The organism is Bradyrhizobium sp. CB1717, assembly GCF_029714325.1.
Lineage (GTDB): Bacteria > Pseudomonadota > Alphaproteobacteria > Rhizobiales > Xanthobacteraceae > Bradyrhizobium.
The window spans coordinates 238145-254283 of record NZ_CP121666.1 but is presented as its reverse complement, the minus strand read 5'-3'; the positions used below and the strand labels follow the sequence as shown (position 1 = coordinate 254283).

Annotated in this window: 16 protein-coding genes and 1 tRNA gene; 7 read left to right on the top strand and 10 right to left on the bottom strand. The window is 64.3% G+C overall.

Going from position 1 to position 16139, the window contains the following annotated elements; all coding sequences use genetic code 11:
• Nucleotides 1–40: 40 nt before the first annotated feature.
• The 4 genes from QA649_RS01200 to QA649_RS01185 form a co-directional block, all read right to left on the bottom strand.
• Entirely contained in the window at nt 41–625 is a 585-nt protein-coding gene (locus QA649_RS01200; RefSeq protein WP_283026227.1) for a c-type cytochrome, read from the bottom strand.
• 180 nt (nt 626–805) lie between these two features.
• On the bottom strand, nt 806–2080 hold the full coding sequence (locus QA649_RS01195; RefSeq protein WP_283022605.1) for a PQQ-dependent sugar dehydrogenase: 1275 nt from the start codon (nt 2078–2080) through the stop codon (nt 806–808).
• 380 nt (nt 2081–2460) lie between these two features.
• Nucleotides 2461–3447: an NAD(P)-dependent oxidoreductase gene (locus QA649_RS01190; protein WP_283022604.1), complete on the bottom strand. Its 987-nt coding sequence runs from the start codon at nt 3445–3447 to the stop codon at nt 2461–2463.
• 76 nt (nt 3448–3523) lie between these two features.
• Nucleotides 3524–3598 (bottom strand) — tRNA-Gly (locus QA649_RS01185).
• Nucleotides 3599–3872: 274 nt separating this feature from the next.
• Between QA649_RS01185 and trxA the strand changes: the two genes are divergently transcribed.
• Together trxA and QA649_RS01175 are read left to right on the top strand one after the other, a co-directional pair.
• Nucleotides 3873–4796 (top strand): thioredoxin, encoded by a 924-nt coding sequence (gene trxA, locus QA649_RS01180; RefSeq protein ID WP_283022603.1) that lies wholly within the window; start codon nt 3873–3875, stop codon nt 4794–4796.
• Between the two features lie 29 nt (nt 4797–4825).
• Nucleotides 4826–5503, top strand: coding sequence for an LON peptidase substrate-binding domain-containing protein (locus QA649_RS01175; RefSeq protein ID WP_283022602.1), 678 nt, complete (start codon nt 4826–4828; stop codon nt 5501–5503).
• A gap of 12 nt (nt 5504–5515) precedes the next feature.
• On the opposite strand, the gene QA649_RS01170 is transcribed toward QA649_RS01175, so the two are convergent.
• The 4 genes from QA649_RS01170 to QA649_RS01155 all read right to left on the bottom strand — a co-directional run bounded on the left by QA649_RS01170 (nt 5516) and on the right by QA649_RS01155 (nt 9752).
• A complete protein-coding gene (locus tag QA649_RS01170) occupies nt 5516–8017 on the bottom strand; it encodes an EAL domain-containing protein (protein WP_283022601.1) in 2502 nt (833 codons plus the stop codon).
• 218 nt (nt 8018–8235) lie between these two features.
• The gene (locus tag QA649_RS01165) at nt 8236–8829 is read right to left on the bottom strand and encodes a cytochrome b/b6 domain-containing protein (RefSeq protein WP_283022600.1); all 594 of its coding nucleotides are present in this window, start codon (nt 8827–8829) and stop codon (nt 8236–8238) included.
• A gap of 100 nt (nt 8830–8929) precedes the next feature.
• The gene (locus QA649_RS01160) at nt 8930–9208 is read right to left on the bottom strand and encodes a PepSY domain-containing protein (protein ID WP_018648269.1); all 279 of its coding nucleotides are present in this window, start codon (nt 9206–9208) and stop codon (nt 8930–8932) included.
• Nucleotides 9209–9401: 193 nt separating this feature from the next.
• Nucleotides 9402–9752, bottom strand: a complete 351-nt coding sequence (locus QA649_RS01155; protein WP_283022599.1) for a hypothetical protein — start codon at nt 9750–9752, stop codon at nt 9402–9404.
• A 105-nt stretch (nt 9753–9857) separates the two neighbouring features.
• On the opposite strand from QA649_RS01155, the gene QA649_RS01150 reads away from it, so the two are divergent.
• Together QA649_RS01150 and QA649_RS01145 are read left to right on the top strand one after the other, a co-directional pair.
• A complete protein-coding gene (locus tag QA649_RS01150) occupies nt 9858–10388 on the top strand; it encodes a TetR/AcrR family transcriptional regulator (protein WP_283022598.1) in 531 nt (176 codons plus the stop codon).
• Nucleotides 10389–10448: 60 nt separating this feature from the next.
• Complete coding sequence (locus QA649_RS01145) at nt 10449–10646, top strand: Trm112 family protein (protein WP_007598651.1); 198 nt, start codon at nt 10449–10451, stop codon at nt 10644–10646.
• A 318-nt stretch (nt 10647–10964) separates the two neighbouring features.
• Here the strand turns inward: QA649_RS01145 and QA649_RS01140 are convergent, their stop codons facing one another.
• A complete protein-coding gene (locus QA649_RS01140) occupies nt 10965–12185 on the bottom strand; it encodes a ubiquinone biosynthesis hydroxylase (protein ID WP_283022597.1) in 1221 nt (406 codons plus the stop codon).
• Between the two features lie 205 nt (nt 12186–12390).
• Here QA649_RS01140 and tesB point away from each other — a divergent pair, with 205 nt between their 5' ends.
• Entirely contained in the window at nt 12391–13251 is an 861-nt protein-coding gene (gene tesB, locus QA649_RS01135; RefSeq protein WP_283022596.1) for an acyl-CoA thioesterase II, read from the top strand.
• Between the two features lie 3 nt (nt 13252–13254).
• Here tesB and QA649_RS01130 read toward each other — a convergent pair whose 3' ends face one another.
• Nucleotides 13255–14142, bottom strand: a complete 888-nt coding sequence (locus tag QA649_RS01130) for a DUF4339 domain-containing protein (RefSeq protein WP_283022595.1) — start codon at nt 14140–14142, stop codon at nt 13255–13257.
• 261 nt (nt 14143–14403) lie between these two features.
• On the opposite strand from QA649_RS01130, the gene QA649_RS01125 reads away from it, so the two are divergent.
• Nucleotides 14404–14742 (top strand): P-II family nitrogen regulator, encoded by a 339-nt coding sequence (locus tag QA649_RS01125; RefSeq protein WP_008142802.1) that lies wholly within the window; start codon nt 14404–14406, stop codon nt 14740–14742.
• Nucleotides 14743–14820: 78 nt separating this feature from the next.
• Nucleotides 14821–16119 carry an ammonium transporter gene (locus QA649_RS01120; RefSeq protein WP_283022594.1) on the top strand — a complete coding sequence of 433 codons (1299 nt, stop codon included), beginning with the start codon at nt 14821–14823 and terminating at the stop codon, nt 16117–16119.
• Nucleotides 16120–16139 lie beyond the last annotated feature (20 nt).

The following is a 16139-nucleotide window of genomic DNA, read 5'->3' as shown; positions in this document are numbered from 1 at the left end:
CCGGCCTGGCGCGCAATTGCGCGCCGCAACAGCCTCGCTGCTATTTGAAATTCGCCAGATAATGCGAGACCGCGGTGATCTCCTCGTCGCTCATGTGATAGGCGACATCGGCCATCGCCGCGACGCCGCCGCCGATGCGCGCGCCGGCCTTGTAGTCGTGCAGCGCCTTGACGAGATATTCCTCGCGCTGGCCGGCGAGCCGCGCCACGGCCTTGGTGCCGGCAAAGCTGTCGGTGTGGCATGAGGCGCAGCGGCGGCCGACGGCAACCTGCGCGCCCTTTTTCGACAGGTCCGGGTCGTTGTCCTCCGCTCCCTTCGGCGGCGTCATTTGCGAGAAATAGGCGCCGAAATTACGGATGTCCTCGTTGGTGATCTCTTCCGCGATCGGCTGCATCTGGTCGTTCTTGCGCGAACCCGCGCGGAAGAACACCAGCTGCCACTGGATGAATTGATCGGGCTGGCCGGCGAGCGATGGAATGTTTTCCGTCTGCGAAATGCCGTTCTCGCCGTGACAGCCGGAGCAGACGGATGCCTTGTCCTTGATCGCTGGATTGTCGGCGGCCTGGGCTGGGATGAATGCGAGCGACGCGAGCGCAAACAGAATTCCGAACCGAACGACCCGCATCACTGATTTCTCCGGCTGTCATTGCCGGCTTGACCCGGCAATCCATCCCTTTTGCAAAGTTTTCTCGTTTGATGGATGCCCGGATCAAGTCCGGGCATGACGAACGCGTTCCATTGCAGGTCGGTCACAAGCAAAAGAGGCTGCGGCCATCGCGCGGTCGCAGCCTCTTCTCGTGTCGCGCTACTTCTTGCTGTAGCTGATGCGATAGATTGCGCCGGCCCAGTCGTCGGCGACGAGGATCGAGCCGTCCTTGGCGAGGATGATGTCGTTGGGACGGCCGAGATAGCCCTGGTCACCCTCGAGCCAGCCGGATGCGAACACTTCCTGCTTGGCGTTCTTGCCGTCGGGCCCGACGATCACGCGCATGATGCGGGCGCCCTGGTACTTGTGCCTGTTCCAGGAGCCGTGCTCGGCGATCAGGATGTTGTTCTTGTACTCGGCGGGGAATTGGTCGCCGGTGTAGAACTTCATGCCGAGCGGAGCGACGTGTGCGCCGAGATTCAGCACCGGCGGCGTGAACTCGGAGCATTTGTGGCCCATCGCGAACTTCGGATCCGGCAGGTCACCCTGGTGGCAATAGGGATAGCCAAAATGCTCGCCGATCTTCGAGATCATGTTCAGCTTGTCTGAGGGCAGATCGTCGCTGACCCAGTCGCGCGCATTCTCGGTGAACCAGAATTTGCCGGTGCGCGGATCGACGTCGCCGCCGACCGAGTTGCGGACGCCGAGCGCCCAGATTTCGGCGTTGCCGGTCTTGGGATCGACGCGGCGGATCTGCGACACGCTGGTCGGGGGAATGCCGACATTGAAGGGCGGACCGAACGGCAGGAAGAACCAGCCCTCCTTGTCGACCGCGATGTACTTCCAGCCATGCGCGGCATAGGAGGGCATGTCGTCATAGACGACCTTGCCATCGCCGAGCTTGTCGAGATTGGCCTCGGCGTTGTCGTAGCGGATCAGCTTGTCGACCGCGATGACATAGAGCGCGCCGTCCTTGAAGGCGAGACCGGTGGGCATGTTCAGCCCTTTGAGGATGGTCTTGACCTCCTTCTTTCCGTTGTTGTCCTTGATGGCATAGACGTTGCCGAGGCCGAATGAGCCGACGAACAGCGTGCCCTTGTCACCCCAGGCCATCTGCCGCGCGGCGAGAACGCCGGGCGCATAGACCTCGATCTTGAAGCCCGGCGGCAGCTTGATCTTCTTCATCATCGCCGCGAGCTCCGCCTCCGACGCGCCGGTCGGCGGACCCGAGGGCGGCGCGAGCCCCTTCTGCGCCTCGGTCTCGTCGCCGAGGAACCAGTCATCCGGCGGATGGGTCCAGAATTCCTTGGTGCCGGATTCGTATTTCTTCAGTGTCCGGTTCTTGTCCTGTTGCTGCGCATTGACAACGCTGGTCCCGGCAAGAAGGGCAACCGCTGCAAGCGCCAACACGGATCGATGGAACATCGATGTCATCGCGTCACTCCCCTAAGGCAGCCGTCAGGGCTGCACGTTCTTTGTTTTGCTGTTTGAGTAGGCGAAGCTCGGAGTCTGTCAGGACGACAGACACAAAAAGGTTAGCACATCTGCGGGCGGTGAGAAGCGCACCGCGTGTGCTGCGGTTGCGCTCAATAAAAATTGAGACGGATTTGCTGCCCGCGCCAGCGCAGCAACGATAACAATCTCGCTGCAACGCGGAATCAGAAAGATGCCCAGCTCAATTTGCAGGCAGCGGGAAGGGCCCACACAAAAAGTGCGAGAACAACCCCATGCACAGTAGAATGCCTCAGGCCAATTTGCGCCCGGCGACACCGCGCAGGCGTTTGACACGTCGAGCAAAACTGCGAAAGCGGTGATCAGGAGGCGACGGGGTAAGGCCCGCCGTCGAAAACCGCCTCATGATAGCCTTTCGACCCGACTTCGCGCGCCAGCGTGCTACGAAAATCCTGGCCCGCACGCAGGCACTGCAGCACATGCGCGAAGTCGAATTCGGGCCGCCAGCCCAATTCGCGCCGGGCGCGCGCGTTGACATAGACGCGGTCGATCTGCGGAAACAGGCGCCAGCCGCGCGCCGCATAGAGCTGCGCACAATCCGGATAGAGCGCGCGCACGACGCCTGCCGCGTCATCCGCCAGCGCCGCGAGATGATGCGGCGCGAACGGGCTCGTGGCCGAAACGATGTAGCGCGCGAAACCGATCTTTGGCGCGCGCTCGACGGCGAGCAGATGGGCGCTGACCGCGTCCGCTATATCCAGCCGGCGATAGAGCAGCTCGTTGGCCTGCGCGTTGTCCAGCGGATAGGCCGACCGCATCGCCGGATCGTCGTCGTCCTCCGGAAAGAAACGCGAGGTCCGCAAGACGACGACCGGAAGCCTGCGCTCGCGAAAGAACAGCTCGCACAGATTCTCCGCCATCAGCTTGGTCGTGCCGTAGATGTTCTTCGGGACGGGCGGCAGCTCCTCGGTGACCCACACCGCCGCCTGCCCGGCTTCGGGGCGAAGCTGCGAGCCGAACGCGCTGGTGGTGCTGGTGAAGACGAAGCTCTTCACGCCGGCGCTTGCAGCAGCCTCGAGCAGGTTGAGCGTGCCGGTGACGTTGGTGTCGACAAAATCCTGCCTGGAGTGGGTCGCCACATGCGGCTTGTGCAGCGTCGCGGTGTGGATCACGGCAGAGACGCCGTCCATCTGGCACCGCACGAAATCGGGATCGACGATCGAGCCGACGGCATCGGTGAAGGGGGAGGGCTTCAGATCGATCCCGCGGACAGGCAAGCCGCGCCGGCGGAGCGTCCGCAAAAGGGCCTCGCCGAGGTGGCCTGCGGTGCCGGTGACCAGAATTGTCATTGCAAACCCAATACAGCCGCCAGCGGCGTGGAAGACCACGGCCCGGTCCGGTTTGGCTGGATGCTCTGGGAAAAATTGGAGCGGGCGAAGGGGCTCGAACCCTCGACCCCGACCTTGGCAAGGTCGTGCTCTACCACTGAGCTACACCCGCATCCTGTGTCGGTCGCGTGACGCGCCGGCAACGGCTGTCGTATGCCAAAAGCGGGAGGGGAATGCAACAGCTACCGGCAGCATAGATTCGCAATTGCGGGCCCTAAATAGACACCGAATGCGGCCAAACGCCCCGAAAACACCCCGGAACCGGCGAATCGGCCCCGACGGATTGAAATTCGGCCCATTCGGCCCAATTTAGGAGCCGACAACAAGCATAGGCGTTGGCGACGTGCTAAAGAGCCGCCATTCCAGACATCAGACGAGGGGATCCCGTGACGATCATCGACCAGGGTAACGGAGCGGCGGGCCCGGCTGCGGCCGATCTGATCAAGGACACCACCACCCAGACCTTCGTGAAGGACGTCATCGAGGAATCGAAGCGCCAGCCGGTGCTGATCGATTTCTGGGCGGAGTGGTGCGGCCCCTGCAAGCAGCTCACCCCCGTGCTGGAAAAGGCGGTCAAGGCGGCCAAGGGCAAGGTCAAGCTGGTCAAGATGAACATCGACCAGCACCCGGCGATCCCGGGCCAGATGGGCATCCAGTCGATCCCGGCCGTGATCGCCTTCGTCAACGGCCAGCCGGCCGACGGCTTCATGGGCGCGGTGCCCGAAAGCCAGCTCAACGCCTTCATCGAAAAGCTGACCAAGGGCGTCACCGCCCCCGGCGAGGTCAATGTCGCCGAGATCGTGCAGGAAGCCGATGCCGTGCTCGCCGAGGGCGACGCCGCAGCCGCCGCGCAGATCTATGCCGAGGCGCTGCAGCATGATTCGACCAACATCGCGGCCCTGGCCGGCCTTGCCAAATGCTACGCCGTCTCCGGCGCGATGGAGCAGGCCAAGCAGACGCTGGCCATGGTGCCGGAATCCAAGCGCAACGATCCCGCGGTGAAAGCCGTGCAGACGACGATCGATCTCGCCGAGCAGGCGGAGCAGCTCGGGCCCGTGGCCGAGCTGGAACAGAAAGTTGCCGCAAACCCGCTCGATCATCAGGCCCGCTTTGATCTTGCGACCGCGCTCAACGCGCAAGGCAACCGCGCGGCCGCCACCGAGCAGCTGCTCGAGATCGTCAAGCGCGACCGCAAGTGGAACGACGACGGCGCCCGCAAGCAGCTCGTGCAGTTCTTCGAGGCCTGGGGCGGCACGGATGATGCAACCGTCGAGGGACGAAAGCGCTTGTCGACGATCCTGTTTTCGTAAGGCAACGTACAAGCGTCAGCGGGGACAAGATGCCGATCAACATCGAATATCGCGGACCCGCCGACCTTCCCGAGATCATTCCGGTGTTTCCGCTGCCGGGTGCGCTCTTGCTGCCGCGCGGCCAGATGCCGCTCAACATCTTCGAGCCGCGCTATCTCGCGATGGTCGACGATTCCTTCCGCGACGGCCATCGCCTGATCGGCATGATCCAGCCCGACGTGGCGCATTCGCCGAAGAATTCCGACAAGCCGGCACTGTTCCGCGTCGGCTGCGTCGGCCGCATCACCCAGCTCGCCGAATCCGGCGACGGCCGCTACATCCTCGAGCTCACCGGCGTCGCGCGCTTCAAGGTGCTCGAGGAGCTCGAGGTGCTCACCGCCTACCGGCAGTGCAAGGTGGATTTCTTCGCCTTCGTCGATGATTTCACCGCGCGCATGGGCGAGGACCAGGTCGACCGCGAGGCGTTGCTGTCGGTGCTCGCCGACTTCCTGAAGGCCAACAATCTCAAGGTCGACTGGGAGGGCGTCGAGAGCGCGCCCAACGAGGCGCTGGTCAACGCACTGGCGATGATGTCGCCCTATGGCCCCGCCGAAAAGCAGGCCATGCTGGAAGCGCCCGACCTGAAGACCCGCGCCGAGATCCTGATCGCGGTCACCGAGATGGACCTCGCCAAGAAGCGCACCAGCGGCGACCCGCCGTTGCAGTGAGGGTCTAATGGCTCACGCCGCGCGGATGGCTGCTGCGGAACCTCGCCGCAGCATTCTGGCGACGTCGGATGCAGGCATCGGCCGGCTGAAATAATAGCCTTGCGTTTCGCCGCATCCTTCCTCGCGCAGGATGTCGAGCTGCTCCTTCGTTTCGACGCCTTCGGCGGTCGTCGTCTTGCCGAGGCTGACTGCGAAACGAACCACTGCGCGCGCCAGGTGGCGCGCCTCGGCCCGCGGGCTGGAGAGTTCGCCCACGAAGCTGCGGTCGATCTTGACCTTGTCGAACGGGAATCTCTGCAGGAAGCTCAGCGATGAATAGCCGGTGCCGAAATCGTCCAGGGCAATTCGCACGCCGAGCTCGCGCAGCTCGGCGAGCACCGCAAAGACGGCTTCGCTGTCATGCATGATCACCGTCTCGGTGACCTCGAGCTCGAGCCTGTGCGGCGCAAGTCCTGAACTCGCCAGCGCGCCGACGATGACCGGAACGAGCTCCTTGCTCCTGAATTGAGCGGGAGACAGGTTGATCGCGATCCTGACATGTGCAGGCCATGTGGCGGCTTCCGCGCAGGCGGTCCTCAAGACCCATTCTCCCAGCGGCACGATCAAGCCGGTCTCCTCCGCAAGCGGGATGAATTCGCCCGGCAGGACCATGCCTCGCTGCGGGTGATGCCAGCGCAGCAAGGCCTCGAAGCCACAGGTCTTTCCGGTCGCGGCGTTGACGAACGGCTGATAGTGAAGCTCGAATTGACGCCCCGCGAGTGCAGCCCGCATGTCGCGCTCCAGATTGCGTCGCGCATGCATGAGCTCGTCGAGCTCCGGCTCGAAGAAGCGGAATGCACCACGTCCGCCGCTCTTGGCCGAGTAGAGGGCGAGATCCGCGCTCTTCAGGATCACGTCCGAATCGTTGCCGTCGCGCGGCGCGATGGCAATGCCGATGCTGGTGCCCACCGTGACCCGGTGATCGCCGAGATCGAAGGGCTCGCAAAGCGCCTTTCTGATGTTCTCGGCGAGGGCGGCGGCCTCCACGGCCGGGTTGGTCACGTAATCGATCACCGCGAACTCGTCGCCGCCCAGCCGGGCGATCAACGCGGTTTCCGTGACGCATTCGCGCAGACGCGCAGCGACGGCGCGCAGCAGGGCATCGCCCGCCGGATGTCCAAGCGTGTCGTTGACTTCCTTGAAGCGATCGAGGTCGAGCATGAGCACGGCCAGATCGAGGCCGCCATTGCGCGTCACCGCAATCGCATGCTCCATCCGTTCCCTGAGCAGCACGCGATTTGGCAGGTCGGTCAGCGCGTCGTGTTGCGCCATATGGGTGATCTTGGCCTCTGACCGGCGTTGCTCGGTCACATCGAGATGCGTGGCCACCCATCCGCCGCCGGCCATTGGCTGCCGTGTCACGCAGATCAGCCGGCCATCCGCAAACTCGTCGATCCTGCTCGAGACGGCATCGAACGGCAAGGCCGCCAGTTTCGAGATGAACTGCTCGGCAGCGCCTTCGCTGGAATCGCCCTTGAGAATGCCCTTCGCGATACGATGCCTGATGATGTCGGTATGCGATGTCCCGGTCCTCAGCAGTTCCGGCGGCAACTGATAGAGTCGGGCATAACGCTCGTTGCAGACGACAAGCCGTTTTTCGGCGTCGAACATGCAAAGGCCCTCGACCATGTGATTGATCGCCGTGTCCAGCCTGAGCGTCTGTCCCTGTAGTTCCTGCTGCGAATCTTCGAGCTGCTGCCGGGCGACCGAAAGCTGGCTGATGATCTCTTCGAACCTGGCGGTTCGGCTTGCCAGGCGACGATCGGCCAGCACGCCGATCAGGCTCATCCCCAGCACGGAAAGCGCGACACCGGCGATGGCAAGCGCGAGGAACGCAGGAGACAGCGAAAGCGTATCCGTCGCGAGGGTGGGATCCGGCGTGATCTGCACGGCACCCATGGCCGTGAAGTGATGCGACACGATGGCGAGTGTGAGCAGGACGGCCGCTGCCAGCGTGCCTCGATAGCCCTGGTAGGTGAGGGCAACTGACAGCGCGGCGTAGCCGAGACACATGCCGAGAATGATCGAGACGAAGACGAGGTCCACTGACCAGGAGACCCGGCCGGGCACTTCGAGGGCCCACATTCCCAGATAGTGCATGCTGGCAATGCCGCCGCCGATGATGATCCCCCCTGCCATCGCGCCCCAGCGGCCGGCCGCGCCGACCGCAACGCCGAAGCCGACCGAGGTCAAAAGCATTGCCGCAGCGAGCGAAAACGCGGTCAGCACGAGGCCGTAGCCAGTCGTGACGCCGGGCTCATAAGCGAGCATCGCGACGAAATGCGTCGCCCAGATGCCGTATCCGATGGCTGCGCCGGCAATCGCGATCCAGATCCACCGCCTTCGCGCGCGCGTCGCGATCGCACGGTGAAAGATGCTGGCCGCGACGATGCTTGCGACGAAGCAGACGAGGCCTGCGAGGACAACGAGCCGCCAATCGTGCTCGGCCGTAAGACAGGAAAAAACGCGGAACATTCAATATCGCTCCCTCGTCAATACTATCGAGGATTGAGCCGATCAGACTTTCTCCGCGTTAATTTTCTGCAATGCCCAGTTGCATGCCTATCGCGAGGTAAATGCTTGCCGGCAAATGACGCCAGTTGGGCGTAGTTGTGCGGGTTACGATGGTTCCGCCCCGTGAAACTACGCGGTTGAGCGGGCCTGTGGTTGCTTGGGAACTCAGCCGGTTCCGCTTAGGGATAATGCCGGATGCGCTTGCGGCCGGTGATCATCGCGCGGATCAGGTTCTCGCGCTGAAGCAGTCCCATCAGCAGCACGCCCACGACGTGCAGCACGACCAGCACGATGACCGCGTCCGATGAATAGTGGTGGGTGTCCTCGACCCACCAGAGGCCGAAGAAGGTCACGGTCACCGACATCGCGCCCGTGATCGCCGAGACGGCGACCGCCAGCAACAGCGCCACCAGCATCAACGTGCCGGCGGGATTGAGCCCGATATAGCGGCCGGTGATGCCGCGGCGCAGGTTCCAGAGATAGCGCGGCGCGGCACGCAGCCTTACGCCGACCATGCGGAAGCGCGAGTAGCGACTGCCCCAAAAACCCCAGACCAGACGGAAGGCGAGAAGCCCAAGCACCGTGTAGCCGACGATGCGATGGACCCGGTCATAGACGGTGGGCGTGAACCACGCGGCGAGGATGCTGGCCGCGAAAGCCCAGTGCCAGAGGCGCAGCGGCAGATCCCAGACTGCGACCGTCCGCGAAGCGCTTCGATCCGCGGGGGTCCTGTCGGACGCCCCGCGCGCTTCTGGCACCGCTTCTTCGATCAAGCTGGGACCACCCTCAAGCCTCACTCTGCGCGGACGATCTCGCGCAGTTCAACTGGCAAGTTTACTTGGCAAGTTTGCTTGGCAGCCTTACTTGGCAGCCTTACTTGGCAATCGTGTGCTTCAGGCTGAGATCTTCCGGGCTGTAGAACAGCTCGTAGAGCTTGCCTTCCTTGACGCCGTACACCTCGTAGCACGAGCCTTCGATCTTGGAGCGACGCACTTCGTAGCCCAGCGCCTTGGCCTTGGCTTCAGCTTCGCTGGCCGGCTTCCACGACGCCTTGTCGAGCTTGGTGCAGTCCTTGAAACCGTCGGCCATGGCGGTCGATCCCGCGCCAATCCCGACCGTCAGTGCAATGGCAACAACACGAATGACCTTCACGAACTTCTCCTCCTCTGTCGTGGTCGCTGCGCGGAGCCGCGAGCGGGACCGAAGGAAGCAAAGGGGGAGGTGAAGTCAATCGGGTTCGGGCATGGATCGCTTTAGATAAGTTCTAACATCCGCCAAAAGCTGAGTGCTCTCCGTGCGCAGTGCAGATTTGGCGCGCCTCTGCGGCCTTACGCCTCACGCGCAGCTAGTAGCCCGCAACCGCCAGCACGACGACCGCGCTGAGCATCATCCAGCCGAAGTGCCGGCCGCGCGTCGCCCACGCATTGGCGAGAGCGGAGAAGCCGAACACAAAGGCCATGGTCGCGACGATCCAGTGGCGCGCCGGCTCCGAGCCCATCCAGGGCGTCGCGATGAGGAGCACGCCACCGCCGATCCAGGCGACGGTCGAAGCCTGCCAGACCAGGCGGATCAGGGTGCGCAGCCGTTCCGGCTCGATGCGGGCGTGGACGAACACCTTGGCCTCGCCGAGGTAGCCGTGGATCAGGGCCACGACGATGGTCAGCACACCGGCGCACTGGAGCAAGAGATCACGCATCGTCATGGCTCCCGAAGGTTCGTCCATACATCTGTGTATGGTGAGATAAGCGCTGGTCCGCGACCTGTCAATACACTAGTGTATGGTCTGATCCCGGGAACTGATATGATCGAACAGCTCTCCGCCGAGGACTGGACCAGCCAGGGCCTGAAGACGCTCGCCAGACACGGCTTCACCGCGTTGAAGGCCGATCCCCTCGCCAGGGCCATGGGTGTTTCGCGCGGCAGCTTCTATTGGCATTTTGCCGATCTCGGCGCATTCCACGCCGCGGTGCTGAAGCGCTGGCGCGAGATCGCGGCGGAACAGATCATCGCCGACGTCGAGGCGGCCGGCGACGAGCCGCTGAAGGCGCTGCTGCGCCGGTCGTTCGGCGCGCGGCTCGACCTCGAGCGCGCAGTGCGCAACTGGGCGGCGTTCGATGCGGGCGCGCAAGGAGCCGTGCGCGCGATCGACCGCCGCAGGCTCGACTACATCGAGCAGCTGCTGGTGATGCGCGGGCTTGCCCCGGTGGCGGCGCAGGCCCGCGCGCAGATCCTCTATTGGGCGTTTCTCGGCTTTGCCCTGTCCGGGGCGCCGGTGCCGGCGGCGCGGCTCGAGGCCCTGCTGGACGAGCTTCTGCAAATGGTCTCCGCGTGACTGACGCGATGGGCGGGGGCGGATTTCTGTGCTAGAGGCAACCGACCGCCGGAGACAATGATGAACGCGCCTACCGAACGCCCCGAAGCCAGTGTCGATCCGAAACTGCTGGAGATTCTGGTCTGCCCGCTGACCAAGGGCCCGCTGGAGTTCGATTCTGCAAAGCAGGAGCTGATCTCGCGCAGCGCCAAGCTCGCCTATCCGATCCGCGACGGCATCCCGATCATGCTGCCGGAAGAGGCGCGCAAGATCGATTGACGTTTTCGTAGCCCGGCTGGAGCGTAGCGAAATCCGGGATCTTTGTGCTGACACAGCGGCCCCGGATTGCGCTTCGCTCCATCCGGGCTACGAGGTCTGGTCGTTTTGCGCGACGACCGCGCAATACACCCGGTGTCGTCCTGGCCTAGCGCTGCGCGCGGGGAGCCAGGACCCATAACCACCAAATTGCGTTATTGTGCGAGCTGGTCACTCCGGGTCTTCGCAAAACTATTGCTGCGGCATATGGGTCCCGGATCTGCGCGCGCTTGAAGCGCGCTTGTCCGGGACGACGACCCGAGTTTAGAGCGACGAAATTTCCTACAACGCCTCGCCCTTCAACAGCCGCGGCACCTCGCCGGTGAGGCCGGCGGCCTGGCGGATGAAGAGGTTCTTCAGCGGCGGGGCGCGGTCGACGAGGCCGAGGCCGATGTCGCGCACCGTGCGCAGCAGGGTCGACTGGTTGGAGAACAGGAAGTTCAGCGAGTTGGTGGCAACGCCCATCGCCATGGTGTCGAAGCGGCGCCAGCGCTGGTAGCGCTCGAGCACGTCGGCGCCGCCGAGATCCATGCCGAGCCGCGCGGCATCGACGACGACCTCGGCCAGCGCGGCAACATCCTTCAGCCCCATGTTGAGGCCCTGGCCCGCGATGGGGTGGATGACGTGGGCTGAATCGCCGACCAGCGCGAGGCGCTCGGCGATGAAGGAGCGCGCGACGAAATAGGACAGCGGAAACGCGCGCGGCTTGTCGAGCGCCTTCACCTCGCCGAGATGCAGGCCGAAGCGCTGCTCGAGCTCGCTGTGAAAATCCTCGTCACTGAGCGCAATGATACGCGCGGCCTCGGCCCGGCGCTCGGTCCATACCAGCGACGAGCGTTTTCCGGTGAGCGGCAGGATCGCGAAGGGGCCCGCGGGCAGGAAGTGCTCCTCGGCGCGGCCCTCGTGATCGCGCTCGTGGCCGACGGTGACGACGATGCCGGACTGGTCATACTCCCAGCCATGGGTGACGATGCCGGCACGCTCGCGCAGCTTCGACCGCGCGCCGTCGGCGGCGACCAAAAGGCTCGCCGCGATCACGCTGCCATCGCCAAGCGTCACGTCGATGCCCTCGGTGCGCGCATCGTAGGACGCAACCGTGGTGGCGCGAAGATCGATGCCCTCGGCGTCGGCACGCACCACCAGCGCATCGATCAGGCGGCGGTTCTCGACCATGTGGGCAAAGGGCTCGCCCGGCGCGACGTCGCCGGCGAAATTCAGGAACGCGGGACGCGTGGCGTCCTCCAGCTTGGAATCCGTGACGACCATGTCGAGGATCGGCTGCGCCTCGCCCCTGACGTCGTCCCAGGCGCCGATCGCCTCGAACAGGCGGCGGCAGGCGGCGACGATCGCGGTGGCGCGTGGGTCCCGGCTCGGCCGCGTGCTGAGCGCGGGATCGGCGACGATGACGTCAATCTCCGGCCCGAGCCCCTGGCGCAACGCCAGCGCCAGCGCGAGGCCGGCAAACGCGCCGCCGCCAATGACAATGCTTCCCTGTACCGACATACCAAGCTTCCCGGTCAATTCTCGGACTTGCTAGCAGACTTGAGCTGGGCGAAACAGTGCGGTGAAACAAGGGCGGAACGGCCCCATTCCGTCATTCCGGGGCGCGCCCCAGCGCGAACCCGGAATCCAGAGGTTATCAGCTCGGGATTCCGGGTTCATCGCTGACGCGATGCCCCGGAATGACGGGTGTTTTCGAGAGCATTCCATGTCCAAAAGCCTGATCGACCTGATCTCGATCCTCGACCTCGAGCAGCTCGAGGTGAACCTGTTCCGCGGCAACAGCCCGAAGACGAGCTGGCAGCGGGTGTTCGGCGGCCAGGTGATCGGACAGGCGATGGTGGCGGCCTGCCGCACCGTCGAGGGCCGGCTGCCGCATTCGCTGCATTGCTATTTCATCCTGCCGGGCGATCCGCAGATCCCGATCATCTACCAGGTCGAGCGCCTGCGCGACGGCAAGAGCTATTCGACGCGGCGCGTCACCGCGATCCAGCACGGCAACGCGATCTTCTCGATCATGGTGTCGTTCCACGCCGACGAGGAAACCGCGTTCGATCATCAGGACAAGATGCCCGACGTGCCGCCGCCGGAAAAGCTCACGGCGGAGGAAGTTGCGAAACAGCCGATGTTCCGCGAGATGCCGGAGTTCATCCGCCGCTATTACGAATCCGACCGCCCGATCGAGCTGCGCCCGGTCGAGCTCGGCCGCTATTTCGGCCAGAAGATCGACGACGGCCGCATCCACGTCTGGATCAGGACCGCGGCAAAGCTGCCTGACGACCCGGCGCTGCACATGTGCGCGCTCGCCTATGCCTCGGACTTCTCGCTGCTGGATGCGATCATGGCGCGCTACGGCCGCACGCTGTTCGACAAGCGCATGATGCCGGCGAGCCTCGATCACGCGATGTGGTTTCACCGCCCGTTCCGCGCCGACGAATGGCTGCTCTACGCCCAGGATTCGCCGAGCGCGCAATCAGGACGCGGCCTGACCCGCGGCTCGATCTTCAAGCCCGATGGCACGCTGGTCGCCTCCGTCGCGCAGGAAGGCTCCGTGCGCGAGCGGAGGTAGCGCTCAATAGGCGCGAGCGGCCGCTCCGCGATCGACCAGTGCGAATTGCGACACGAACCAGCGGCCGTACCAGCGCAGCATCCACGGAATCGGGATGATGAAGCTGCACGCCAGCGAGAACACCACCGATCGCCACAGAACCTGCCAGCCGCTGCCGTTGAAGACGACCTCGCGCCGCGTGCCCTCGATGTTGCGGCAATTCCAGCGCATCCAGAACGCAATCACCCAGGCCCAGCCGATGATTGTGATGGTCGAGATCATCATCAGCAGGTACCAGCCGACATAGCCGATCGCGCTGCCCTGGAAGGAGAGCGGCAGACGCTCGCCGTTCGAGGTGAGGTTGGCGATGATCCAGCGCAGGATCACCCAGGCGAGGAACGCATTGGCGATCACGGCCAGCAGCGGCGCGAACGAGATGCCGGTCGCGCCGGCGTAGGTCAGGAGCGCGTTGAGCATCAACGCCCACCAGATGTCCATCGGCTGGCCCGCGAAACCGAAATTCGGGCGGCCCGGCACCTGGATGTGCGACGTGATGTATTTGTAGAACCAGACGGTGACCCAGGGTGCGGGGATCACCAGCAGGATGCCGATCACGAACACGATGCTGCGGCCGAGCAGACCGAACGGGCTGAAATCAGCCGTCAACGATCCGGCGGCCGCGCCGCCGTAACCACCGCCGCCCATCATCGGGGGGCCGCCGGCCGGAACCATCGGAGGTCCGCCGCCGCCGACCAGGCCGGGAATTTCGACGGCCTTCTGCCAGCCGGCCATGCCCTCGGTCCACACCAGCGTATCCGGGCGGACGACGCCTTGGGCGATCAGATCGCGGAATTGTCCTTCCGGAAAGGGCCCCTGCTGCTTGCCCTCGGATGCGTAGAACCAGCTCGCCATGAAACGTCCCCCTCGAACATACTTATGTACCGGCCAAGGCGCTTAGGTTCACCGCTTCGGTTCACCGCATCCATGCCAAAAATGCATTGTGAAGGATGAACAGCTGCCCTGTACAGAGGCGGCCATTCACATGACCGCCCTTGGCCAAACGTTTTTCCGCTTCAATCTGCAACATTTTTATGCCATTTGCCCGAAAAGATGCCAGATTGACGCGGCGCCGGGGACATACGGCGCGGCGCATCCCGGGGAATAGGCCTGACCATGAAACTCGTCGTCGCGATCATCAAACCCTTCAAGCTCGATGAGGTCCGCCAGGCCCTGACGGCGATCGGCGTCCACGGCATGACCGTGACCGAGGTGAAGGGCTATGGCCGCCAGAAGGGCCATACCGAGATCTATCGCGGCGCCGAATATGTCGTGAACTTCCTGCCGAAGCTGCGCATCGAGATCGCGGTCGCCTCCGACGTCGCCGACAAGGCGGTGGCCGTGATCACCGCGACGGCCCGCACCGGCCAGATCGGCGACGGCAAGATCTTCGTCACGCCGATCGACCACGCGCTGCGCATCCGCACCGGCGAGACCGACAGCGACGCGCTCTGAATTAAACACGAAAGTTTCGATCGCACCGGGCAACGACGCCACAGCGTGCGACGTAATTTCTATGCTGGGGGAAACGACATGGCGGGATTGTTGCGCCGCGCGGCTGCTGTGGCTGCGCCGATCGGGCTTGCGTCGATCATGGCTTCGCCGGCGCACGCCGCCTCCGAGATCAACACCGCCGACACCGCCTGGATGATCGTCGCCACCGCGCTGGTGCTGATGATGACGATCCCGGGTCTGGCGCTGTTCTATTCCGGCATGGTGCGCAAGAAGAACGTGCTGGCCACCATGGCGCAGAGCCTCGCCGCGGTGACGATCATCTCGATTCTCTGGGTCGCGTTCGGCTATTCACTCTGCTTCGTCGGCGACGGGCCGTGGATCGGCACGCTCGACCGCTGGTTCCTCGCCGGCATGACGCTCGACAGCGTCAACCCGGCGGCGAAGACGATCCCGGAAGCATTGTTCATGCTGTACCAGATGACGTTTGCGATCATCACGGTGGCGCTGGTCGCGGGCTCCGTCGCCGACCGCATGCGGTTCTCCGCCTATCTGTTGTTCTCCGTCGCCTGGTTCATCTTCGTCTACATTCCGCTGGCGCATTGGGTCTGGGGCGGCGGCTTCCTCGCCAGCATGGGCGTGATGGATTTCGCCGGCGGCCTCGTGGTGCATCTGTCGGCCGGCACCGCCGGCCTCGTCGCCGCCAAGGTGATGGGACGCCGTCACGGCTACGGCACAGAAAATCTCTCGCCGTTCGATCTCTCGCTCGCGGTGATGGGCACCGGCCTGTTGTGGGTCGGCTGGTTCGGCTTCAACGGCGGCTCGGCGGGCGCGGCCAATTCGCGCGCGGTGATGGCGATCATCGCGACACATCTTGCAGCCTGTTCCGGTGCGCTGACCTGGGGCGCGATCGAATGGTCGACCCGGCGCAAGCCCTCCGTGCTCGGCATGATCTCCGGCGCGGTCGCCGGTCTCGGCACCATCACGCCCGCCTCGGGCTTCGTCGCACCGTGGCATGGCATCGTGATCGGCATCATCGCCGGTGCGGTCTGCTACTGGGCCTGCACCTGGCTGAAACACCGCTTCAACTACGACGACTCCCTCGACGTGTTCGGCGTCCACGGCATCGGCGGCCTGACCGGCACCCTGCTGGCCGGCGTGTTCGCGACCAGCGCGATCGGCGGCACCGCCGGCCTGATCGAGGGCCATCCGCAGCAGCTCCTGATCCAGCTCTACGGGGTCACCGTCACCTTCGTCTGGGCCGCGGGCGTGAGTTTCGTGCTGCTCAAGCTGGTCGGCCTGTTCGTGCCCTTGCGCGTATCCCGTGAGCACGAGCTCGAGGGACTGGATATTTCGCAGCACGGCGAAGCCCTTCAATAATCGAGGCTTGCGCAACACAT